Annotated in this window: 22 protein-coding genes and 1 riboswitch; of the genes, 15 read left to right on the forward strand and 7 right to left on the reverse strand. The window is 58.0% G+C overall.

Features of this window, described 5'->3' with window-relative positions:
* The first annotated feature begins 140 nt into the window (after positions 1 to 140).
* The gene (locus Z945_RS0103700) at positions 141 to 569 is read left to right on the forward strand and encodes an FKBP-type peptidyl-prolyl cis-trans isomerase (RefSeq protein ID WP_025050775.1); all 429 of its coding nucleotides are present in this window, start codon (positions 141 to 143) and stop codon (positions 567 to 569) included.
* 11 nt (positions 570 to 580) lie between these two features.
* Here the strand turns inward: Z945_RS0103700 and Z945_RS0103705 are convergent, their stop codons facing one another.
* Entirely contained in the window at positions 581 to 1,108 is a 528-nt protein-coding gene (locus Z945_RS0103705) for a hypothetical protein (RefSeq protein WP_025050776.1), read from the reverse strand.
* A 97-nt stretch (positions 1,109 to 1,205) separates the two neighbouring features.
* Between Z945_RS0103705 and Z945_RS0103710 the strand changes: the two genes are divergently transcribed.
* Positions 1,206 to 2,324: a THUMP domain-containing class I SAM-dependent RNA methyltransferase gene (locus Z945_RS0103710; protein WP_025050777.1), complete on the forward strand. Its 1,119-nt coding sequence runs from the start codon at positions 1,206 to 1,208 to the stop codon at positions 2,322 to 2,324.
* Positions 2,325 to 2,454: 130 nt separating this feature from the next.
* Here the strand turns inward: Z945_RS0103710 and Z945_RS0103715 are convergent, their stop codons facing one another.
* From Z945_RS0103715 to Z945_RS0103725, 3 genes are all read right to left on the reverse strand, one after another.
* A complete protein-coding gene (locus tag Z945_RS0103715; RefSeq protein WP_025050778.1) occupies positions 2,455 to 3,246 on the reverse strand; it encodes an enoyl-ACP reductase FabI in 792 nt (263 codons plus the stop codon).
* Between the two features lie 9 nt (positions 3,247 to 3,255).
* Entirely contained in the window at positions 3,256 to 4,485 is a 1,230-nt protein-coding gene (gene fabB, locus Z945_RS0103720) for a beta-ketoacyl-ACP synthase I (RefSeq protein WP_025050779.1), read from the reverse strand.
* Positions 4,486 to 4,595: 110 nt separating this feature from the next.
* Positions 4,596 to 5,480, reverse strand: a complete 885-nt coding sequence (locus tag Z945_RS0103725; protein WP_025050780.1) for an adenylate/guanylate cyclase domain-containing protein — start codon at positions 5,478 to 5,480, stop codon at positions 4,596 to 4,598.
* 206 nt (positions 5,481 to 5,686) lie between these two features.
* Here Z945_RS0103725 and Z945_RS0103730 point away from each other — a divergent pair, with 206 nt between their 5' ends.
* Positions 5,687 to 7,063: an NAD-dependent succinate-semialdehyde dehydrogenase gene (locus Z945_RS0103730; protein ID WP_025050781.1), complete on the forward strand. Its 1,377-nt coding sequence runs from the start codon at positions 5,687 to 5,689 to the stop codon at positions 7,061 to 7,063.
* Between the two features lie 86 nt (positions 7,064 to 7,149).
* A complete protein-coding gene (locus Z945_RS0103735; protein ID WP_025050782.1) occupies positions 7,150 to 7,746 on the forward strand; it encodes an SDR family oxidoreductase in 597 nt (198 codons plus the stop codon).
* On the opposite strand, the gene fabA is transcribed toward Z945_RS0103735, so the two are convergent.
* Entirely contained in the window at positions 7,743 to 8,252 is a 510-nt protein-coding gene (gene fabA / locus Z945_RS0103740; protein WP_025050783.1) for a bifunctional 3-hydroxydecanoyl-ACP dehydratase/trans-2-decenoyl-ACP isomerase, read from the reverse strand. The two genes, Z945_RS0103735 and fabA, sit on opposite strands and share 4 nt — an antisense overlap.
* 191 nt (positions 8,253 to 8,443) lie before the next feature.
* Here fabA and irrA point away from each other — a divergent pair, with 191 nt between their 5' ends.
* The 3 genes from irrA (at position 8,444) to Z945_RS0103755 (ending at position 10,717) form a co-directional block, all read left to right on the forward strand.
* The gene (gene irrA, locus Z945_RS0103745; RefSeq protein ID WP_025050784.1) at positions 8,444 to 8,872 is read left to right on the forward strand and encodes an iron response transcriptional regulator IrrA; all 429 of its coding nucleotides are present in this window, start codon (positions 8,444 to 8,446) and stop codon (positions 8,870 to 8,872) included.
* Between the two features lie 15 nt (positions 8,873 to 8,887).
* Positions 8,888 to 9,682, forward strand: coding sequence for a phytanoyl-CoA dioxygenase family protein (locus Z945_RS0103750; RefSeq protein WP_025050785.1), 795 nt, complete (start codon positions 8,888 to 8,890; stop codon positions 9,680 to 9,682).
* Between the two features lie 126 nt (positions 9,683 to 9,808).
* A complete protein-coding gene (locus Z945_RS0103755; RefSeq protein ID WP_025050786.1) occupies positions 9,809 to 10,717 on the forward strand; it encodes a hypothetical protein in 909 nt (302 codons plus the stop codon).
* 23 nt (positions 10,718 to 10,740) lie between these two features.
* Here the strand turns inward: Z945_RS0103755 and Z945_RS0103760 are convergent, their stop codons facing one another.
* Positions 10,741 to 11,610 carry a hypothetical protein gene (locus tag Z945_RS0103760; RefSeq protein ID WP_025050787.1) on the reverse strand — a complete coding sequence of 290 codons (870 nt, stop codon included), beginning with the start codon at positions 11,608 to 11,610 and terminating at the stop codon, positions 10,741 to 10,743.
* A gap of 114 nt (positions 11,611 to 11,724) precedes the next feature.
* On the opposite strand from Z945_RS0103760, the gene miaB reads away from it, so the two are divergent.
* Entirely contained in the window at positions 11,725 to 13,032 is a 1,308-nt protein-coding gene (gene miaB / locus Z945_RS0103765; protein ID WP_025050788.1) for a tRNA (N6-isopentenyl adenosine(37)-C2)-methylthiotransferase MiaB, read from the forward strand.
* 3 nt (positions 13,033 to 13,035) lie between these two features.
* Here miaB and Z945_RS0103770 read toward each other — a convergent pair whose 3' ends face one another.
* A complete protein-coding gene (locus tag Z945_RS0103770) occupies positions 13,036 to 13,389 on the reverse strand; it encodes a hypothetical protein (RefSeq protein WP_152541042.1) in 354 nt (117 codons plus the stop codon).
* Positions 13,390 to 13,938: 549 nt separating this feature from the next.
* Here Z945_RS0103770 and Z945_RS0103775 point away from each other — a divergent pair.
* The 7 genes from Z945_RS0103775 (at position 13,939) to metK (ending at position 20,264) form a co-directional block, all read left to right on the forward strand.
* Entirely contained in the window at positions 13,939 to 14,514 is a 576-nt protein-coding gene (locus tag Z945_RS0103775; protein WP_025050790.1) for an OmpA family protein, read from the forward strand.
* Positions 14,515 to 14,525: 11 nt separating this feature from the next.
* Entirely contained in the window at positions 14,526 to 14,846 is a 321-nt protein-coding gene (locus Z945_RS0103780) for a hypothetical protein (RefSeq protein ID WP_174412324.1), read from the forward strand.
* A 129-nt stretch (positions 14,847 to 14,975) separates the two neighbouring features.
* The gene (locus tag Z945_RS0103785; RefSeq protein WP_025050792.1) at positions 14,976 to 15,986 is read left to right on the forward strand and encodes a PhoH family protein; all 1,011 of its coding nucleotides are present in this window, start codon (positions 14,976 to 14,978) and stop codon (positions 15,984 to 15,986) included.
* A gap of 67 nt (positions 15,987 to 16,053) precedes the next feature.
* On the forward strand, positions 16,054 to 16,560 hold the full coding sequence (ybeY, locus tag Z945_RS0103790) for an rRNA maturation RNase YbeY (protein WP_025050793.1): 507 nt from the start codon (positions 16,054 to 16,056) through the stop codon (positions 16,558 to 16,560).
* Between the two features lie 35 nt (positions 16,561 to 16,595).
* The gene (locus tag Z945_RS0103795) at positions 16,596 to 17,495 is read left to right on the forward strand and encodes a hemolysin family protein (RefSeq protein WP_025050794.1); all 900 of its coding nucleotides are present in this window, start codon (positions 16,596 to 16,598) and stop codon (positions 17,493 to 17,495) included.
* An 8-nt stretch (positions 17,496 to 17,503) separates the two neighbouring features.
* Positions 17,504 to 18,997: an apolipoprotein N-acyltransferase gene (gene lnt, locus Z945_RS0103800; protein ID WP_152541054.1), complete on the forward strand. Its 1,494-nt coding sequence runs from the start codon at positions 17,504 to 17,506 to the stop codon at positions 18,995 to 18,997.
* A gap of 32 nt (positions 18,998 to 19,029) precedes the next feature.
* Positions 19,030 to 19,079, forward strand: a riboswitch (SAM-SAH riboswitch).
* 3 nt (positions 19,080 to 19,082) lie between these two features.
* Complete coding sequence (metK, locus tag Z945_RS0103805) at positions 19,083 to 20,264, forward strand: methionine adenosyltransferase (protein ID WP_025050796.1); 1,182 nt, start codon at positions 19,083 to 19,085, stop codon at positions 20,262 to 20,264.
* Positions 20,265 to 20,306 lie beyond the last annotated feature (42 nt).

Raw genomic sequence — 20,306 nt, forward strand, 5'->3', positions numbered from 1 at the left:
AGACCGTACAAAAGCCCTGAAATTGTACCAAGGGGGCGGGGTTTACATCAGGGGGCTGCTTTGACAGTTTGGCGCAGAACCGGAGCACCTGCGCAGATACGCGGCCTCCGCCCTAATCCCCTTACATACCGGAGAGACATATGACTGAGGTCAAATCAGGCGATACTGTCGCCATTCACTACACTGGCACTTTGCTGGACGGCACCACCTTCGACAGTTCCGAAGGTCGCGATCCATTAGAATTTGAAGTCGGGTCGGGGACAATCATCCCCGGTCTGGATACTGCCTTGCCGGGCATGACCGTGGGCGACACCAAGGTTGTCAAGATCGCCTGTGAAGATGCCTACGGGCCGCTTAACCCGGAAATGCGTCAGGCTGTCCCGCGCGAGGGTATTCCGGCAGACATCCCGCTTGAGATCGGTACGCAGCTGCAGATGCAGACGCCTGACGGGCAGGCAATGCCGGTGATGGTGGTTGAGGTGGACGAAGCGACGGTAACGCTCGATGCGAACCATCCGCTGGCCGGCAAGGATCTGCAGTTCGATATCGAATTGGTAAAAATAGCATAAGAAACGGGATATTACCGGCTGATCTTCAAGTCTTGCATTAAGCCCTGAAGCGCGTCGGTAGTTCCTTGAATTCCGCCGATCTGCCCGTCTTGCAGCGGGCGGGTCGGTCTGGTTGCCGAAGGCGGCACGACGCGCTTGAATGTGGTCGAAGTCCCGCTCGCCGCGCCCGGCCTGTTCACTTTTATACGGTTTCCCTGACTATTGTCCCGGGTGGCAGGTGCCTGGACTTCAGAGGGGGGCGCAGTGAACTGCATAGGAGCCGCCTGCATCACTTCCTTGAGATCGGGGTTCTGAAGCATGTCGCTCAGCTGGCTCTCGTCGGTTTGCACCACGGCCTGATCGGTTTTCCCCATCACTCTCATGCCGGCATCGGTAACAGCAGTGAACAGGGCCATGCGCAACTGCGGCTCGCTGCGCAGTGTCACGGCGACAAGAATCATCAACATAAAGCTGAGGATTTTGGCCCAGAACAGCGCCCGCTGTCGCCGGATCCGGCGCGATTGCAGAACCTCGAATGTGTAGTTCTCCGAAAATGTCATAGGGGACGGATGCCCGATGATCTGGGCACAATCAGGGCTGCGCGATGAAATTCTCTTGCCCCTCGCGGCTGGTCTGCTTTGCCGCTAAGAGAGAGCTATGGAACAAGACGCAACTTTTGAAATCATGCTGGTCTGCGCGCCGGGTCTAGAAGCGCCGCTCCTAGAAGAAGTGACAGAACTGGGCTTTGGCACCCCGGTGCAAGTGCCGGGCGGCGTCACCATTCAGGGCGACTGGGCAGACGTATGGCGTGCCAATCTGCAACTGCGCGGGGCGGTGCGAGTGTTGGCGCGAATTGGTTCCTTCATGGCGTTTCATCTCGCGCAGCTCGACAAACGAGCGCGCAAATTCCCCTGGGGGGATATTTTGCGGCCCGATGTGCCGGTCAAGGTGCAGGTGACCTGCAAGGCGTCCAAAATCTATCACGCAAAAGCGGCCAGTCAGCGGATCGAGACCGCGCTGACCGACAGCCACGGGATCACACTGGCCGAGGATGCGGCGCTGGTCATCAAAGTGCGCATTGACGACAATCAGGTCACGATCAGCCTAGATACCAGTGGCGAGCCACTGCACCGGCGCGACCACAAGGAAGCTGTGGGCAAGGCCCCGCTACGCGAGAATATGGCCGCGATGTTCTTGCGCCAGATGGGTTTTGACGGCGATATGCCGGTGGTGGACCCGATGTGCGGTTCGGGCACTTTTCTGATCGAGGCGGCAGAGATTGCGGCTGGATTGCAACCGGGGCGCAGCCGCCGTTTTGCGTTTCAGGATCTGGCGAACTTCGACGCAGAAGCCTTTGATGCAATGCGGAAAGATGGTCGTGGGACGCAGGCGCGACACCTGTTCTTTGGCTCGGACCGCGATGCTGGTGCGGTACGCAATGCCACGGCCAACGCGGCACGGGCGGGCGTGTCAGATTGGACGCAATTTGCCTGTCATGGCGCACAAGAGGTGCGGCCGCCCGAAGGTATGAAGCCGGGGCTGGTGATGGTGAACCCGCCCTATGGAGGGCGGATCGGGAACAAGAAACTCCTTTACGCGCTATACGGATCATTCGGGCAGACGATGCTAAGTCATTTCAAGGGCTGGCGGGTGGGGCTTGTCACGTCAGAGCCGTCGCTGGCCAAGGCGACCGGCCTGCCGTGGCAACCTCAGGGACAGGCAATTGCGCACGGCGGTATGAAGGTCTGGTTGTGGCACACGCCACCTTTGCGCTGATGGGCGGCTTTCCCAAAAGGAACAAATCGACGCGTCATGGGGGCTTCTAGGCCGCCATAAATTATAGAAAAGCGATTTTCGCGTTACTTATCTACAGGTAACTAAAACCGAACCCGGCATCTTGCGCCGGTTACAGATGCTCTGCCTGTGGCATCCCCAGAATGTGAAACCCACCATCCACGCGAATGATCTCGCCCGTGGTACAGGCCCCTGCGTCCGAGGCAAGATAGACCGCTGTACCACCCACCGCTTCCAATGTCGCATTGGCCCGCATTGGCGCATTCTGGTCGGTGTGCTTGTAGGTCTTGCGCGCGCCGCCAATCGCGGCACCGGCCAGTGTTTTCATGGGGCCGGGGCTGATCGCGTTGACGCGGATGCCTTCGGGGCCCAGATCATTGGCCAGATAGCGCGTGGCGCTTTCCAATGCGGCCTTGGCAACTCCCATGACATTGTAGTTCGGCACCACACGGTTGCTGCCTTGATAGGTCAGCGTCATCAGCGTGCCGCCGTTCTCGACCATCATCGGATGGGCGCGGCGGGCGATTTCGATAAAGCTGTAGGCAGAGATATCGAGCGAATGTTTGAAATTGGCGCGGGAGGTGTTCAGGAACCGTCCCGTCAATTCAGATTTGTCTGAAAAAGCAATGGCATGCACGACGAAGTCAATCGTGGGCCAGCGATCGGCCAACTGGCTGAAGGCCGTGTCGAGAGACGCGTCGTCAGTGACATCCACGTCGACCATAAAGTCCGATCCGACCGATTCAGCCAGCGGTTTCAAGCGGCTGCCAAAGGCTTCGCCCTGATAGGTGAAAGCCAGTTCGGCACCCGCCTCAGCCATCGCTTTTGCGATGCCCCAGGCGATGGAGCGTTCGTTGGCGACGCCCATGATCAGGCCGCGTTTTCCTTTGAGCAGGTCAGACATCTTGTGATCCTATCCGTTGTATTTCGACAGGATCATTGATCCGTTGGTGCCGCCAAACCCGAATGAATTGGTCATGACGGAATCGAGGCCTGCGTTGTCCACACGGGATGTGGCGATCTCGGAAGGATCCAGTGCGGGATCAAGCGTTTCGACGTTGATCGAAGGTGTGATGAAGTCGTGCTTGAGCATCAAGAGGCAGAAGATTGCTTCCATCGCGCCAGCGGCACCCTGTCCGTGACCTGTCATTGATTTAGTCGAGCTTACTGGTGGGGTTGATCCCTGACCGAACACCCGGCGAACCGCTTCGATTTCGCCCACATCCCCCACGGGCGTCGATGTTCCATGTGCGTTGATATAGCTGACCTTGCGACCCTCGGGCAGGGTTTCAAGCGCCAGTTGCATCGCGCGTGTGCCGCCTTCGCCGGAAGGGGCGACCATGTCATGGCCGTCTGACGTCGCGGCAAAGCCGGTGACTTCGGCATAGATCGTGGCACCGCGGGCCAGCGCGTGATCAAGGCTTTCCAATACCACGATGCCGCCACCGCCAGTGATGACAAAGCCATCGCGGTTGGCGTCAAAGGCGCGGGAAGCCTGTACAGGCGTGTCATTGTATTTGCTGCTCATCGCGCCCATCGCGTCAAAGAGGCATGACAGCGTCCAGTCCAGCTCTTCGCCACCGCCGGCGAACATCACGTCCTGCTTGCCCAACATGATCTGCTCGGCCGCGGACCCGATGCAGTGCAGAGAGGTCGAACAGGCCGAGGTGATGGAATAGTTGATGCCCTTGATCTTGAAGGCCGTCGACAGGTTCGCGCTGATGGTCGAGGACATGCACTTGGGCACGGCAAAGGGGCCGATCCGCTTGGTGGCCCCTGTTTTGTCCACGATGTCATGAGCGGTTTTCATGGCCGAGGTCGAAGGACCACCGGAGCCTGCAATCAGCCCGGTGCGCGGGTTGCTGATCACATCCTCGCCCAGACCCGCATCGGCAATCGCCTGTTCCATCGCAAGATAGGCATAGGCCGCACCGGGCCCCATAAAGCGCAGGGTGCGCTTGTCGATATGCTGCGATACATCAATCTTGAGTGTGCCTGCGACCTGAGAGCGGAAACCGTGTTCGACCATCTCCGGGCTAGTCTCGATGCCGGACTTCCCTGCCTTGAGTGCGGCTGTGACCTCTTCGGCGTTGTTCCCGATGGATGAGACAATACCCAAACCTGTGACGACAACTCGCTTCATATGCAAACCTCTGCTTCGGTGCGGCGCATGGGCGGCGCTCCTTTGATACATTTCAACCTATCTAGGACAGCAGGCCGCAGCGGCGCAAGCGGTTAGGCCGCAAGGGGCGGTCAAGCACCGTAATCGGGGCGCAGGTCGTTAGTGGCGTAACGGATCACCGAAGTCGCAAGGTCGCGGTCGTGGGTGCCCACCAGTACCACGCCTTCACCGCTCAGCGGTATGGAGCGGCGTTGCAGGCTGAATTCCTGACCGTCAGCCGTGATCACCGTGCTGCCGGAGGAACTGTGATCGGTGTATTCGAGCTGCGCTGCCCGCAATTCGAAACTGCCATGTTTGCGTGACACCCACGGATGTTCCAGCACGGCATCGCATGCGGTTGATCGCCCGACCGTCAGGTTGTCACCTGCCGTCAATGTCCAAGTCGCATCGCCACAGGCCAATGCGACAGATTCCGTGCGTGAGGTTTGCACGTTGTCGGAATCTGCGAACAGGACCGTCTGCTGGCTCAGGTCACTGACGGCAAAGGAATGGACCTGCGTCGCCTCGCTTTTGCCTTTGAGCGTGATTCCCCCCATCGCCACGCAAAGCGCGCGATTGCGCTCGGACAATTGCGTAAACAACGTATCTCCCAAAAGCACTTCGCCCGGTTTTGCGAGTGTGGCCAGCCGAGCAGTCACGTTGATCGTATCGCCATAGACATCGGTGTCCTGGGTCAGGATGTCGCCGCAATAGGCCCCTGCATGCACGCCCAGTCCTTCGCCCCAGTCCGTTTCAATCATCTGGCGGGCGGCCGTGAACACCTCGTCGGCACTTTTGAAAAGACTAAGCGTGTCATCCCCCTTTGACTTTATGCAATGGCCGCCGCTGGCCCGGATAATCTCGCGCATGCTGGTCAGGATCGCGCTGATCTGCGCCAAGGCGTCATTGCCGGTTTGCGTATCATAAAGCCGTGTGCTGCCGGTAATATCGGCAATCAGAACATGGGCTTTGGCCATGGCGATCAGTCTCCGCGGTGAAATGGATGATATGCAATGGTGCGACCTTAAGTTTCCCGGGCGTTCTGTGCAATCGTCTTGCGGCAGGCCAGCGCCGGGAGGATAGCAGCGGTTTGTCGTAATGGGAGGTACTGAGGTTTGCAGACGTGATGGAACTTTGTGGGTTGCTGACATGTTCATTGCCCAACAGATGAAAGGACTCTCACATGTCAAAGATTGAAACCATCAATCCCGCCACAGACCAGCCGATCAAAAGCTACCCCAAAATGAGTGAAGCCGAGGCGATCAAAACGGTAGAGGCGAGCCACGCTGCATTTCTGGAATGGCGCGGAAAGACACATGAAGAACGCGCGCCATACCTTCTGGCCATTGCAGAGAAACTGCGCGACCATGCAGATGAACTGGCGCAATTGATGACCGACGAGATGGGTAAATTGCTGCGCGACGGCAAGACCGAAGTCGAGCTTTGCGCGAAGATTTTCGAATATACGGCCAAAAATGGCCCGGAGGCGCTAGCTGACGAAGAACGCACGCATGGCAAGGGCCAACGCGGCGTCGTCACGTATCAGCCCATCGGTGTGATCTACTCGATCCAGCCGTGGAACTTTCCGCTTTATCAACCCGTTCGCGTGCTGGCGGCCAATCTAATGGCAGGTAACGGGTGTGTGCTTAAGCATGCATCTATCTGTACCGGAAGCGGCCTGCGTCTGCGCGAGATTTGTATCGAAGCAGGCCTGCCTGAAGATCTGTTCGGTGTTGTGCTGATTGGCCACGATGTGAGTGATAAGCTGATTGAGCACAAATTGGTGCGCGGCGTGACCATGACCGGCAGCGATGCCGCGGGGCGGCACATCGGTGCCACAGCGGCAAAAGCTTTGAAAAAGACGGTGCTGGAACTGGGGTCAAATGACGCCTATCTGGTACTTGAAGATGCCGACATTGAAACGGCCGTGAAATTTTCTGTGATCGGGCGGCTTTATAACAATGGGGAAACCTGTGTGTCCGCGAAACGTTTTGTTGTTGCAGACAAGGTGTATGATGCCTTCACCGATGCTTTTGTCGCGAAGATGAAAGAGATCGAGATGGGTGACCCCAAAGAAGAAGCGACCAAGTTGGGGCCGCTTTCTAGCCAGGATCAGTTTGAAACTGTGCGTGACCAGGTTGAGAAAAGCGTCAAGGCAGGCGCAAAGGTTCTGTGTGGCGGTGACGTCCCGGACCGTGATGGTGCGTACTATCCTGCGACTGTTTTGGGTGACGTTGCGCCCGGTATGCCAGCCTATGACGATGAAATCTTTGGGCCTGTCGCTGCTGTCATTCGTGCCGAGGATGACCAAGACGCAATGCGCATCGCTAATGACAGCCGGTATGGCCTGGGCGGTGGCATTTTCTCCAAAGACGAGGAACGCGCCCTGAAACTGGCACGTGAGCATTTTGACACCGGCATGGTGCGTATCAATTCGTTCGGTGCCGCAGATCCGAACATGCCCTTCGGCGGCGTGAAGGATTCAGGCTATGGCCGTGAGCACGGCGGCTTTGGCATGAAGGAATTCGTCAACGCCAAGTCTGTGTTCCTGCCGTCCTGACCCACATCATTTTCCCACTTTAGACATGGCGGCGCGAGAGCGCTGCCTGCCGCCATTAATACCTCAAGGAGCTTAATATCATGAGCATGAATGTTCTTGTCGCCGGATCGACCGGCAAAACCGGCCGCCAATTGGTCGCCGACATCGCCCAAATGGGTCACACGCCCGTCGCACTAGTGCGTGACGGGTCTGATACCAGTGTCCTGCCAAAGGGGACAGCCCAGCGCAAAGGGGACCTGACAAATCTGACGGATGACATTTGCGCCGACATGGACGTGGTGGTTTTTGCGGCAGGTTCAGGTGGCGATACGGGATCCGATATGACGGACAAAGTCGATCGCGACGGTGCGATGCGACTTACGGATATCGCCGCCAAGGCGGGCGTTTCGCGTTTCGTGATGCTCAGCTCGGTCGGTGCGGATGCATCGAACCCCGAGGGCGACTTAGCCCATTATCTGAAGGCAAAGCATGATGCGGATGAGCACCTGAAAGCGTCGGGCCTTTCCTATGCCATCCTGCGCCCGGTGGCCTTGACCGATGACGGGCGTTCGGATGGCATCAAGTTGGGATCAGACGTGGACAAATCTGCCAAAGCAAGCCGCGCAGATGTGGCAGCGGTCCTTGCCGATGCCGCGGTGAACGGCACCTATGATGGGAAGGCGCTGGATATGCAGTCAGCCTAGCTTTCGCTCAGCGCGACTTTCATATCTTTCACCTGATAGATCACCTCGCCGTCGGCTTCCACGATGCCGTCGGCGACACCCATTGTAAGCCGCCGTGTCTGGATCGCCTTGGTGAAATCGATCTTGTAGGTCAACACCTTGCGGTCAGGCCGCACCATGCCGGTCAGTTTTACCTCGCCTACGCCCAGCGCATAACCGCGCCCCTGCCAGCCGCGCCAGCCGAGGTTGAAGCCGGTCAATTGCCATAGACCGTCAAGACCCAGACAGCCGGGCATGATGGGGTTGCCGGGGAAATGGCAGTCAAAGAACCATAGATCCGGCGTGATATCGAATTCCGCTGTAATATGCCCTTTACCATGCGCGCCGCCATCCGCTGAAACATCGGTGATCCGGTCCATCATCAGCATCGGTGGCGCAGGAAGCTGCGCGTTGCCGGGGCCAAAAAGCTCACCTGCGGCGCATTTCAACAGACCTTCTTTGTCAAAGCTGGTGGGGTAATCGGCCATTCGAGCTCTCCTGCAGGTAAGGTATTGGAACGGGTTTACCTATCGCGCGGGTTCATCGCAAGGGCAGGGCAGGAAAGCTGCGATGGCAAGAGACACACAAACATGCACTCAAATGCCACTTTCCTGATTTGCAATTGAAAACTGGCTGCAAGCTACCCTATATTAAGGACACAGAGAAAGCGGAGCGATCCATGACATTAACGCAACACGAAAACGGCACACGGTGGCTGGAAGCGGCAGGCGTACGTCCGACGCGGCAGCGTGTGACGCTGGCAGGGTTGCTTGTGGGGGATGGGCAGCATCGCCATGTCACAGCAGAAAGTCTGTTTGACGCCGCAAAAGGGCAGGGCGATTCAGTATCGCTGGCCACGGTCTACAACACACTGCGGGCTTTCTGCGATGCCGGGTTGTTGCAGGAAGTCACGGTTGATGGCTCCAAGAGCTATTTCGATACAAACACACATGACCATCCGCATTTCTTCTGGGAAGATGACGGTCGGCTGACCGACGCGCCGTCTGACCAACTGGTGATCACAGGTTTGCCCGACGCGCCCGAAGGGGCAGAGATTGCATCGGTTGACGTTGTGATCCGCCTGCGTCGCAAAGGTACGGCGGGCTAATCCCCGCTTCCCGGTTTGGTGCATCCGCTCGTTTCCCAAGACCAGATTGATGTTTACCAGCGCGATGGGGTCGTGCTGATCAAAGGGTTGTTTGCCGATCATGTTGAGCAGTTGCGGGCCGGTGTGGCGCGGAACATGGATGATCCCGGCCCATACGCTTCAAACAACGATAAAGCGGGCGAGACCGGACGGTTTTTTGACGACTATTGCAATTGGCAGCGGATCCCCGAATTCGAACAGGTGATCCGCACCTCTGCCGCCGCAGAAGTCGGTGCGGCCTTGATGCAAAGCGATCGGGCGCAATTGTTCCACGATCATGTGCTGGTCAAAGAACCGGGCACATCCATGGCCACGCCCTGGCATCAGGACGGTCCCTATTATTTTGTCGAAGGGCGTCAGACCGTCAGTTTCTGGTCGCCGCTTGATCCTGTGACCGATGCCACCCTGCGTTGTGTCGCGGGATCGCATTTGTGGGAAAAGCCGGTGCTGCCGACGCGCTGGGCAAAGGGCGATGCCTTTTTCGATCCGGCACCCTATATGCCCGTGCCCGACCCGGATGCGGAGGGCATGGATATCCGCGAGTGGGACATGGCACCGGGGGATGCGGTGGCGTTCAACTACGGTATCCTGCATGGCGCGCGGGGCAATACCGCTGCCGCCCGCCGCCGCGCATTTTCGCTGCGGCTGGTCGGAGATGATGCGCGCTATGTAGAACGGCCAGGGCCAACCTCGCCTCCCTTTCCGGGACATGACATGACTGCGGGTGATCGTTTGCGCGAAGACTGGTTTCCTGTCCTCCGCACCAACTAGATGTGCGCCTGATCACAGGCGGCGTTGCATTGATCCGTGATCTGCGGCTAGCTTTTGGCAGGGCACCTTTATTTTAAGCCCGACCCTTTCAAGCTCGGTTTTCCTACAGCTATTTCGGAGCACATCATGCCCAATGAAGTCGAAACCTTCGTCAAGGATTTTAAAGCCACCAAGAAGCGTTTGAATGAACTGTCGCCAAAAGAAGGCGAAAAGATCAAAAAGGCCATGGTGGCCAATCTGGAGAAAACCTGGGACGCCGAAGATGCGATGAAAGAAGCAGTGATCGAGGCGCGCACAGCGGGAGTGCCGGGCAAGAAATCCGCACCCTTTCTGAAGCACGCCAAGGTGACCAAACCCTTCAAGACATGGCAGGCGGCGCTGAAAATCTATCACGCGGATCTGGACAAATTAGAGGCGTTCACCAAGGAGGCCAAAGAGTTGAACGCGGAACTGACAAAGCGCGTAACTACCGTTGAGAAGGATTTAAAGAAAGGCGGCGGTACAGCGGATATTCCAACGATGGCCACCATCAAGGAAGCCAAGCGCGCTTTGCCCGAGTTGAAAAAGGCCGAGAATATTCTCGGATCGACCAAAAGCTTTATGGTGATGTACGGGCTGAATATGCAGCGAACGGTGGACGCCATCGTCAAGCAAGCTGTCGATTCAGTGACGCCCAAGGAATTTCCCGAACCGCTCGCCGATGCCAACCGTGCCAAGACCGAGAAGACGGTCGATGGTCATAGCAAAAAGATCAAGTCGGCCTGCGACGGAGCCAAATCGGCGCTCGAAGAGGACAAGATCAAGGTTGCTGAGAAACTGATAAAGGACGCGGAAAAGCTGCTTGAGACGCTGGCAGGATTCGAGAAGGAAGCGAAGCTGACCAAGACCAAGATGAAGGACGAGGTGAAGGCGGATGAGAAGTCGAAAAAGCTTCAGGCGCTGATGAAGAAGATCGGCATGGGCTACAAGACGGCAGCGGGGCAGGTTGATGAAGTCCAGAAAGAGTTGAAAGAAAAGACCAAGGCGGCGCGGTGATTTTGAGATAGAATTGGCCGGGCCTAAAACCACTGCCCCGGTTCCATCAGCCCCAGATCAAGCAGCTGACGCGAGTGCCACTCAAACGGTGCTGAATTGTGCCATTTGAAGGTCTCGATCTCGTATTTGCTGCCGGGGTTGCTTTTCAGCGCTTTGGCGGTGCGGAACGAGCAGATCGCCGTGGTGATATTGTGGTGCCACGGGCAGGCATATGTGTTGTATTCTTCGTCGGAAAACGTGTGGTCCCAGCGGATTTTCAGCCCCTTTTTGGCGCGAAAAAGCGGAATTCGGTCGATCTTGCGGCGTACGGCAGGGACGTGTTCTTCGTAACGCCAGCGCAGGCCGCCGAAGAAATCGAGTTGCCGTTCCTTGGGGTGGTCGTGGTTGTCGGCGTCCAGTCGCGCCAGCGCATAATAACCTGATCGGTCCAGATGCGCCCGGTCCAGCGAGACTGCATTGGGGTGTTGGTGCAGGTCATCGGAATAGAGGTCGATGACATAAGCCAGCATTGCATCACGCCGTTCTTCGGTATGGTAGGTCAGCATTTCGATGACATTGCGCGTCTCGCAGAACGGGAAAAACAGGTATTCCGCATTGTAGCAATAATAGACCCATTGCCCGGCCAGAGGCTCCATCAGGGTGTTGATCGCGGTTTCCAAAGCATCCTCAGCGGACGTGTTATAATCAACCCGCAGCACGGTTTCCTGTAGGTCGCGCGGCAGGTCAAAGATTGCGGGCATCAGCGCGATGATCGCGGCAAAGCCCATCTGCTCATGGTGGCGCAGGGTTGTGTCGATCTCGACATCGTCCTCGACCATGACAATCGCAATCGGCCCTTTGGCAAGGGTTGCGCGTTCAGCGGCGATCATATCGGAAAGGCTGGCGTATTGCATGGCACCTCAACAGCTCTTGTTTTGCACCAGAATCGGTCAATTCGCTGTGCATTGCAAGCGTCGGGTCGCGCTGCTAAACCGCGCTTGATTTCCAGCAACCTCCGGAACCTTGCCATGTCAGCGCCTAAAAAGCTCTTTATCAAGACCTATGGCTGTCAGATGAATGTCTATGACAGCGAGCGCATGGCCGAGGCGATGGGCGGGCAGGGCTATGTCGAAACCGACCGTGCCGACGATGCTGATATGATTCTGCTCAACACATGCCACATCCGCGAAAAGGCGGCGGAAAAGGTCTATTCCGAATTGGGGCGTTTGAAACCGCTCAAGGCGCTGAAGCCGGACCTCAAGATCGGGGTGGCCGGCTGTGTGGCGCAGGCTGAAGGGGCCGAGATCATGCGCCGTCAGCCCGCGGTCGATCTGGTGGTCGGCCCGCAAAGCTATCATCGCCTGCCTCAGATGGAGGAACGTCTGAGCCGGGGCGAAACCGCGCTCGACACCGATTTTCCGGAAGAAGACAAATTCGATCACCTCAAATCCCGCCCCAAAGCGCGGCGCGCACCTGCGGCATTTTTGACTGTGCAGGAAGGATGCGACAAGTTCTGCGCATTTTGCGTGGTGCCCTATACCCGTGGTGCCGAAGTCAGCCGACCCGCGCCACGCGTGATGCAGGAGGCCCGCGAACTGGTGGAGCGCGGCGTGCGCGAGGTGACGCTGTTGGGCCAGAACGTGAATGCCTATCACGGTCATGAGGGCGGTCTGGCCGGATTGATCCGTGATCTGGCGGGGGTCGATGGGCTGGAGCGGATCCGCTACACCACAAGCCACCCCAACGACATGGATGATGCGCTGATTGCGGCCCATGCCGAGGTACCCGAATTGATGCCCTATCTGCATTTGCCGGTGCAGTCGGGCTCGGACCGTATTCTGAAACGGATGAACCGCAGCCATACCGCCGAAAGCTACTTGCGGCTGATCGAGCGTATTCGCGCCGCACGCCCCGACATTATTCTATCAGGTGATTTTATCGTGGGCTTCCCCGAAGAAACCGATGCGGATTTCGAGGCAACGATGGAATTGGTGCGGCAGGTGCGTTACGGCTATGCCTATTCGTTCAAATACTCCACACGGCCCGGCACGCCTGCGGCAGAGCGGCCCTTGGTCGACGCCGATGTGGCAGATGATCGCCTGCAGAGATTGCAGGCGCTGATCACGGGCCACCAGCATGACATCCAACGTGAGATGGTCGGTCGCGAGGTGTCGGTGCTGATTGAACGCAAAGGCCGCGAGGCGGGGCAGATGGTCGGCAAGTCCGAATACCTGCACTCCGTCCATATTCTCGACTGCGCGGCCCAGATTGGCGATATCGTCCGCGTCCGGGTAATCGAAGCCAAAACCAACTCGCTTGCATCGGTTCTGGTCTGAGCTTTAGTAGTTGTGCTTGCGGTGCGAGGCGCGGTCGTACCAGATGCGTTCCATTGTGGTTTTAAGCGCTGCTGGATTGCCCACAAGGCGCTGATCGCGGCAGACCCGCTCGCCAATCGCCTGCGCGGTTGAAAAATCGTATCCGACCGACACCAGCGAGTCGATGAAAACCGCATTTGGACGATCCCAGATCACTTCTTTCCAAGGGCCGCGAAAGCAGCTGACAACGATCTGGTGGCCGGTCGGGCCGTATGCACCATGGTGATGATGTTTGGCACCGCCGCCAGCGTTGGCCATCGCAGGCAAACTGACTGCGGTAGCGATAGCGATAGCGATAGAACAGATTTTAATGAACATATTGGCCTCCCCAGGTCCGCGCCGGCGCATCATCCGGCCAGAAAATTGTCGAACCGTCGACGCCGCAGGCGAATGTTCTGAGCACTGTCGAGGTCTGACAGATCAAGCGTTACCGAGGCGCCCCCTGCTTTCCAAGTTATTTCGTTAACAAATGGTTAATACGCATGAATTGCACCTGTTATCGCCGCAGTTCCGACTGTTTGAACCAGCGAGTCCTGTAGCAAACAGCGAAATTTCCACCCCGGCGGGAAAGAAGATTTCATCTAATTGGCCAGCGCCCCTGACACAGAATCGGTGGCGGTATTTCCACCGGGTCGCGTAGGGCGACCGAAAATATTGATCGTTGGACTACCTTTAAGCCCAATGTGTTCGGGTCGGATTGCGTGAAAAACCAATGATCCCCATGTGTTTACTGTGAAATTAAACACTAAATGTAGATATCAGCGCTTCACAGCGCCGAAAATATTACCTAACGTATGCCGATAAGCGGGGCGTCCACACGTTGGGACGGGGATGTCTTTCGTGGGGGAATGATAAAAGGAAAATGCTGTGGTGAACACAATCTCCAAAGCGATCCGCGCGGTGGCGACGCTGTCACTTGTTGCGGCGATCGCGCTGCCGGCATCATTTGCGGATGCACAAACACGTTCGCAGGGTGGACGGGACAAGGGCGTGTACACGCCAACCATCTGGGTGGATCCCGATGGCTGCGAACACTGGGTCATGGATGATGGTGCCGAAGGCTATATGACACCTCACACCAGCCGTCAGGGCATTCCGGTCTGCCGCCGGGGCAATGTCTGTGGCGTGATGAACTCGGATCAGTTTTTTGCCACGGACAGCTACCGCATTCACAAGGCGGGCAAGCGGCGTCTGGCCAATTTCTTCCAAACCACAGGTGCTGTTTCCTATATTATCACCGGCCACACCGACAGCCGCGCCTCTGATGCGTACAACATGAAGCTGAGCTATAACCGGGCCAATGCGGTTGCGGCGATTGCTGCTGCGACAGGCGCACGGATTGCCGATGTGCGCGGCTACGGCGAACGCATGCCGGTGGCTGCCAATAATTCCGCTCATGGCATGGCAAAGAACCGCCGCGTCGAAATCATTTGCATACGCTAAGGGGACGTTTCGTGATCAAATCCAAAATTCTTCTCGTGACGGCCCTTGGGTTCGGACTGACTGCCTGCGGCGACTTTGAAAACGGCCTCCGCGGCTATCCGTCCGACAAGACGCGCGACCGGGGTATCAATGGTCACCATCTGAGCACGCTTCAGGCGGGCATCTGGGTCGACCCGAACGGCTGTGACCACTGGATCATCGACGATGGTGTCGAAGGCTATCTGTCGGCGCGTCTGGACAAATTCGGCAAGCCCGTCTGTTCCGGCGTTGCACCACCAACACATACCGTGGGTGATTTCAAAGGTGGCTCGTTCATTCCGGATCCAAACTGATCTTGGCTGACCAATGCTCCATAGCCGGGCCGGAGTGCGCAGCACTCCGGCCCGTTTTGCGTTTGGGGGGTGTATTTTGACAGCCGCCTCCCTATCTCAAAGTTTACACCTCACACCAAGGAGCTTCCCTTGCCTTCAAGCGATCTGTTGACAGCGCCCTCTGCGGCCAAACCCGTTGTGATCGAATTCCCTGACAACCGCCTTTTGGTTGATCTCTGTGGTGCCTATGACGCGCATCTGGCCACCATCGAGAAAGCGTTCGAGGTTCAGATCGTGCGGCGTGGCAACCAGTTGAGCATCCTTGGCGATGCCGAGGCAAGCGCACAGGCAGGGCAGGTGCTGGGGGCGCTCTACGTACGCCTTGAAGGCGGGCGCGCGGTGACACAGGCCGAAGTCGACAGCATGTTGCGCATGGGGGGCGCTGAAGCCGACACAGGAACGTTCCAGGGCGACCAGCTTGAAATGCCGGTGGGCGAAACGATCGAAATCCAGACCCGCAAGAAAAGGGTGGAGCCGCGCACCGAAGCGCAAAAAGCCTACGTCACCTCTTTGTTCGACAATGAACTCGCATTTGGCATCGGCCCTGCGGGGACAGGTAAAACCTATCTTGCGGTTGCCGTCGGCGTTTCGATGTTCATCGGCGGGCATGTGGACCGGATCATCCTCAGCCGTCCGGCGGTAGAGGCGGGCGAAAAGCTCGGATATCTGCCCGGCGATATGAAGGACAAGGTCGATCCGTACATGCAGCCCTTGTATGACGCGCTGAACGACTTTCTCCCGGGCAAGCAACTGGCTAAACTGATCGAGGAAAAGCGCATCGAAATTGCACCCCTTGCGTTTATGCGCGGGCGCACGCTGGCCAATGCGTTTGTGGTGTTGGACGAAGCACAAAACGCCACCTCGATGCAGATGAAGATGTTTCTGACCCGCTTGGGTGAAGGCTCCCGCATGGTGATCACCGGAGACCGCACCCAGATCGACCTGCCGCGCGGCGTTCCGTCTGGCTTGGCCGATGCGGAGCGTTTGCTGAAAACCATCCCCAAGATCAGCTTCAACTACTTCACCTCCAAAGACGTCGTGCGCCATCCCTTGGTCGCCGCCATCATTGAGGCCTATGAAGCAGACAGCCCTACCGGCTAGCGCTTTCTCTTTTTGGCCCTAAATCCCGCGGAGGTCCGGAGGCAGAGCCTCCGAAAGAAAACGCCTGATGCAGAACATGGACATCTCCCTTGAAGACCCCCGCTGGGATGCCGTCGATTTCGACGCGCTGGCGCTTGCGGCGGTGCGGGCGACGTTGACCTATCTTCAGGTGGATTGGCAGACGAGCGAAGTCAGTATCCTCGCCTGTGATGACGCTCGCATCGCCACACTGAATGCGGATTTCAGGGACAAACCCACCCCGACCAATGTGCTTAGCTGGCCCAGCGAAGAGCGCGCAGCGATGAGTGATGGCGGCATGCCCGAACCACCAGAGCCCGGCCCCGACGGGGCCATCGAGTTGGGTGATATCGCGATTGCCTATGAAACCTGCGTGGCTGAGGCCACGGCACATTCGAAGCTGCTCGCCGACCACATCACCCATCTGATGGTACATGCGACCCTGCATCTATTGGGGTTTGATCATGAAACCACGCGGGATGCCGCTCTTATGGAAGGGCTGGAGGTCAAAATACTTGGCAAAATGGGTCTGAATGACCCATATAGGGATTCTTAGGCGGCTGGACCCGCTGCTTCATAAGACAGGACCAAATGGGCGACACAGACGGATCATCTAATGCAGCGCCGCGCGCGCAAGAGGATGAAGAATTAGACTCGCAAGAAGACCAGACCGCAAAGAGCGGTGGTTTCTTTTCCCGCGTTATTGAGGCGCTCAGTCCATCGGACAGTGACGATTCCAGCGAAATGACACCGCCCCTCGTGGACGGGGTAACAGCACGCGGCATGATGAACCTGCGCCGGATGCGGGTGGATGACGTGGCGATCCCCAAGGCAGACATTGTTGCGGTCCCGATCGGTTCAAGCATGGACGAACTGGTTGCCATCTTTAAAGAAAGCGGGATGACCCGGCTTCCGGTCTATGATGGCACGCTTGATACCCCTGTGGGTCTGGCACACCTCAAGGATTTTGCGCTGGAGTACGGGTTCAACGGCGCGGCCAAGACCTTTGATCTGCCCGGCCTGCTACGTCCTCTGCTGTTCGTGCCGCCCTCGATGACGATTGGTGTTCTGCTGACCAAAATGCAGGCCGAGCGGCGCCATATGGCCTTGGTCATCGACGAATACGGCGGCGTGGACGGACTGGTCACCATCGAAGACCTTATCGAACAGGTCATCGGCGAGATCGAAGACGAACATGACGTCGATGAAGGGATCTATTGGACGGTTGAGAAACCCGGCACCTATCTGGCGCTGGCAAAAACGCCACTTGAAGATTTTGAAGCCGAGATCGGGCATTCCCTGACCGACCATGACGATGTGGACGAAGAGGAAATCGACACGCTTGGCGGTTTGGTCTTCATGCTGTCGGGGCGCGTCCCCGCACGAGGCGAGGTGGTGCTGCACCCCGATGGCCCGGAGTTCGAGGTGATCGACGCGGACCCCCGCCGCATCAAACGTCTGCGTGTACGCACGATGGGTGCCAACGGGTGACAGACCGAATGGCGTCGCTGCGTCGGAGCGGCATAGGCGTTGCACTCGGGGCGCTGGCAGCTTTCGGGCAGGCCCCCTACGATCAGCCGGTCCTATTGGTCGCGGCCTTCGCCTTTGCTGTCTTCGTTTACCACGACTGCACAAACCCGCGTCAGGCAGCGTTTTTTGGTTGGGCATTCGGGCTGGGCTATTTTGCCCACGCGCTGCAATGGATTGTCTCGCCTTTCATGGTTGATGTCGCACGGCACGGGTGGATGGCCCCCTTTGCCTTGCTGTTCCTGTCGGCGGGGTTGGCGCTCTTCTGGGGAATGGCCTTCTACCTTGCACGGCGGTTCGACCCACTGCGCGCCTGGCCGTTGATCCTGTGTTTGCCTGCCGTTGAACTGCTACGTGCCTATATCTTTACCGGCTTTCCCTGGGCCATGCCTGCGCAAGCGATGATCAATGTGGCGGGCGGGCAGGCACTGGCATGGATTGGCCCTTATGTGCTGAATTTGGTGATCGTGGCAGTTGCGGTCGGGCTTGCCTTGCGCGGTCTTACCGCGGCGGAGCGTATCCTGCGCTATTGTGCGCTGCTGCTCGCTCTTGGATCTGCCCTGCTGCCGCCGATGGCACCGGAGGCCGCGCTGACCGGGCAGTCTATCCGCCTGATCCAACCCAATGCGGCACAACGTGACAAATGGGACCCCGACCAAATTCCGGTCTTTTTCGCCCGGCAGTTAAAGCTGACCGCTGCGGCACCGGAAGCAGGCAAAACGCCGCCCGATCTCGTGCTCTGGTCTGAAACGGCAATTCCTTGGGTGCTGGATCGTGCCGAACCCGCATTGGTACAGATCGCACAGGCCGGCGGCGGGGCCCCTGTCGCGCTGGGCGTTCAGCGTCGCGATGACATGCAGTATTATAATTCGATGGTCGTGCTGGATGCCGCAGGCGGGGTGATGCAGACCTACGACAAACATCATCTGGTGCCCTTCGGCGAATACATGCCTTTTGCGGATCTGATGGCGCGGATCGGCGTGTTTGGATTGGCCGATCGGGCGCTTGGTGGATACGCCTCTGGACCGGGTCCACAGGTGCTGGATTTTGGCCCACTGGGCCGAGCTTTGCCGCTGATCTGCTACGAGGCTGTCTTTGCCCACGATGTGAACGCCGCCCCGGAACGTCCTGAATTCCTGATCCAATTGACCAATGATGCGTGGTTCGGCAAGGCCGCTGGCCCGCGTCAACATCTGGCGCAGGCCCAGATGCGCGCTATCGAGCAAGGCCTTCCGCTGGCTCGGGCGGCAAACACCGGCGTCTCGGCAATGATTGACCCATATGGCCGCGTCGCCGCAGCCCTGCCGCTGAACACTTCCGGCTTTCTTGATGCCGCGCTGCCGGCGCCATTGCCGCCCACGCTTTATAGCCGCACAGGCGATCTGCCCTTTGCGGTTGTGTTGCTTCTGGGGCTCGTTTTTATGGCAACAATGCGGCTTCGCGCTGAACGAAACCTTAGCGATTGACCGCTACAAGGGCGGTCGGTAAGCAAGCGCAATCGATGTCACAACGGCTTCCTGACGTGGCATTGCAATCATTATTGGAGCAGATATGTCCCGACAGAACTATATTTTCACTTCCGAGTCCGTCTCGGAAGGGCATCCTGACAAGGTATGCGACCGTATTTCCGATGCGGTTCTCGATGCTTTCCTGAGCGAGGAACCAGAGGCCCGCGTGGCGGCGGAAACTTTTGCCACGACCGATCGTGTTGTGATCGGGGGCGAAGTCGGTCTGAGTGATCAGGACAAGCTGTCCGAATACATGGGCAAGATCGAAGGCATCGCCCGCGCTTGCATCAAAGACATCGGCTATGAGCAAGACAAGTTTCACCATGCCACCTGCGAAATTACCAATCTGCTGCATGAGCAATCCGCGCATATCGCACAGGGCGTGGATGCAAAGGACGACAAGGACGAAGGTGCGGGCGACCAGGGCATCATGTTCGGCTTTGCCACAGATGAGACAGAGCACCTGATGCCTGCGCCGATCCATTACGCCCATGCGATCCTGCGCCGCTTGGCCGAGGTCCGCAAGGATGGTACAGAGCCTACTCTGCGCCCCGATGCCAAAAGCCAGCTTTCAGTGCGCTACGAAAATGGCAAGCCGGTCGGTGTATCATCGATCGTCCTGTCCACGCAGCATGAGAGCGAGACACAGACCAGCGCCGACATCCGCGCCATTGTCGAGCCTTACATCCGCGAGGTTCTGCCCGAGGGGTGGATCGACGAAAACACGGCATGGCATGTGAACCCGACCGGTGTGTTCGTGATCGGCGGACCAGATGGCGATGCGGGCCTGACGGGCCGCAAGATCATCGTCGACACCTACGGCGGTGCGGCCCCTCATGGCGGCGGGGCGTTCTCGGGCAAGGATCCAACCAAGGTGGATCGCTCTGCTGCCTATGCAGCACGCTATCTGGCGAAGAATGTGGTCGCATCCGGCATGGCGTCGAAATGCACGATCCAGCTGAGCTATGCCATCGGGGTCAGCGAACCGCTGTCGATCTATTGCGATACCTTCGGCACAGGCGAAGTGGACGATGCCGCGGTTGAAAAGGCCATTCGCAACGTGATGAGCCTGACGCCACGCGGTATCCGCGAACATCTACAGCTGAACAAGCCGATCTATGAGCGGACAGCAGCTTATGGGCACTTTGGTCGTGCACCGGATGCAGATGGTGGTTTTTCGTGGGAAAAGACTGATCTGGCAGAGGCGCTCAAAGCGGCGGTCTGACGATCTGCGAGTGAACAGATGATGGAAGGGCGGTGCTGTAAC

Source organism: Sulfitobacter noctilucae, assembly GCF_000622365.1.
Lineage (GTDB): Bacteria > Pseudomonadota > Alphaproteobacteria > Rhodobacterales > Rhodobacteraceae > Sulfitobacter > Sulfitobacter noctilucae.

Bases quoted from the DNA above. Each gene is read 5' to 3' on its own strand.
- Z945_RS0103700 (WP_025050775.1), top strand. From the start codon at position 141: ATGACTGAGGTCAAATCAGGCGATACTGTCGCCATTCACTACACTGGC.
- Z945_RS0103705 (WP_025050776.1), bottom strand. From the start codon at position 1,108: ATGACATTTTCGGAGAACTACACATTCGAGGTTCTGCAATCGCGCCGG.
- Z945_RS0103710 (WP_025050777.1), top strand. From the start codon at position 1,206: ATGGAACAAGACGCAACTTTTGAAATCATGCTGGTCTGCGCGCCGGGT.
- Z945_RS0103715 (WP_025050778.1), bottom strand. From the start codon at position 3,246: ATGTCTGACCTGCTCAAAGGAAAACGCGGCCTGATCATGGGCGTCGCC.
- fabB (WP_025050779.1), bottom strand. From the start codon at position 4,485: ATGAAGCGAGTTGTCGTCACAGGTTTGGGTATTGTCTCATCCATCGGG.
- Z945_RS0103725 (WP_025050780.1), bottom strand. From the start codon at position 5,480: ATGGCCAAAGCCCATGTTCTGATTGCCGATATTACCGGCAGCACACGG.
- Z945_RS0103730 (WP_025050781.1), top strand. From the start codon at position 5,687: ATGTCAAAGATTGAAACCATCAATCCCGCCACAGACCAGCCGATCAAA.
- Z945_RS0103735 (WP_025050782.1), top strand. From the start codon at position 7,150: ATGAATGTTCTTGTCGCCGGATCGACCGGCAAAACCGGCCGCCAATTG.
- fabA (WP_025050783.1), bottom strand. From the start codon at position 8,252: ATGGCCGATTACCCCACCAGCTTTGACAAAGAAGGTCTGTTGAAATGC.
- irrA (WP_025050784.1), top strand. From the start codon at position 8,444: ATGACATTAACGCAACACGAAAACGGCACACGGTGGCTGGAAGCGGCA.
- Z945_RS0103755 (WP_025050786.1), top strand. From the start codon at position 9,809: ATGCCCAATGAAGTCGAAACCTTCGTCAAGGATTTTAAAGCCACCAAG.
- Z945_RS0103760 (WP_025050787.1), bottom strand. From the start codon at position 11,610: ATGCAATACGCCAGCCTTTCCGATATGATCGCCGCTGAACGCGCAACC.
- miaB (WP_025050788.1), top strand. From the start codon at position 11,725: ATGTCAGCGCCTAAAAAGCTCTTTATCAAGACCTATGGCTGTCAGATG.
- Z945_RS0103770 (WP_152541042.1), bottom strand. From the start codon at position 13,389: ATGTTCATTAAAATCTGTTCTATCGCTATCGCTATCGCTACCGCAGTC.
- ybeY (WP_025050793.1), top strand. From the start codon at position 16,054: ATGCAGAACATGGACATCTCCCTTGAAGACCCCCGCTGGGATGCCGTC.
- Z945_RS0103795 (WP_025050794.1), top strand. From the start codon at position 16,596: ATGGGCGACACAGACGGATCATCTAATGCAGCGCCGCGCGCGCAAGAG.
- lnt (WP_152541054.1), top strand. From the start codon at position 17,504: ATGGCGTCGCTGCGTCGGAGCGGCATAGGCGTTGCACTCGGGGCGCTG.
- metK (WP_025050796.1), top strand. From the start codon at position 19,083: ATGTCCCGACAGAACTATATTTTCACTTCCGAGTCCGTCTCGGAAGGG.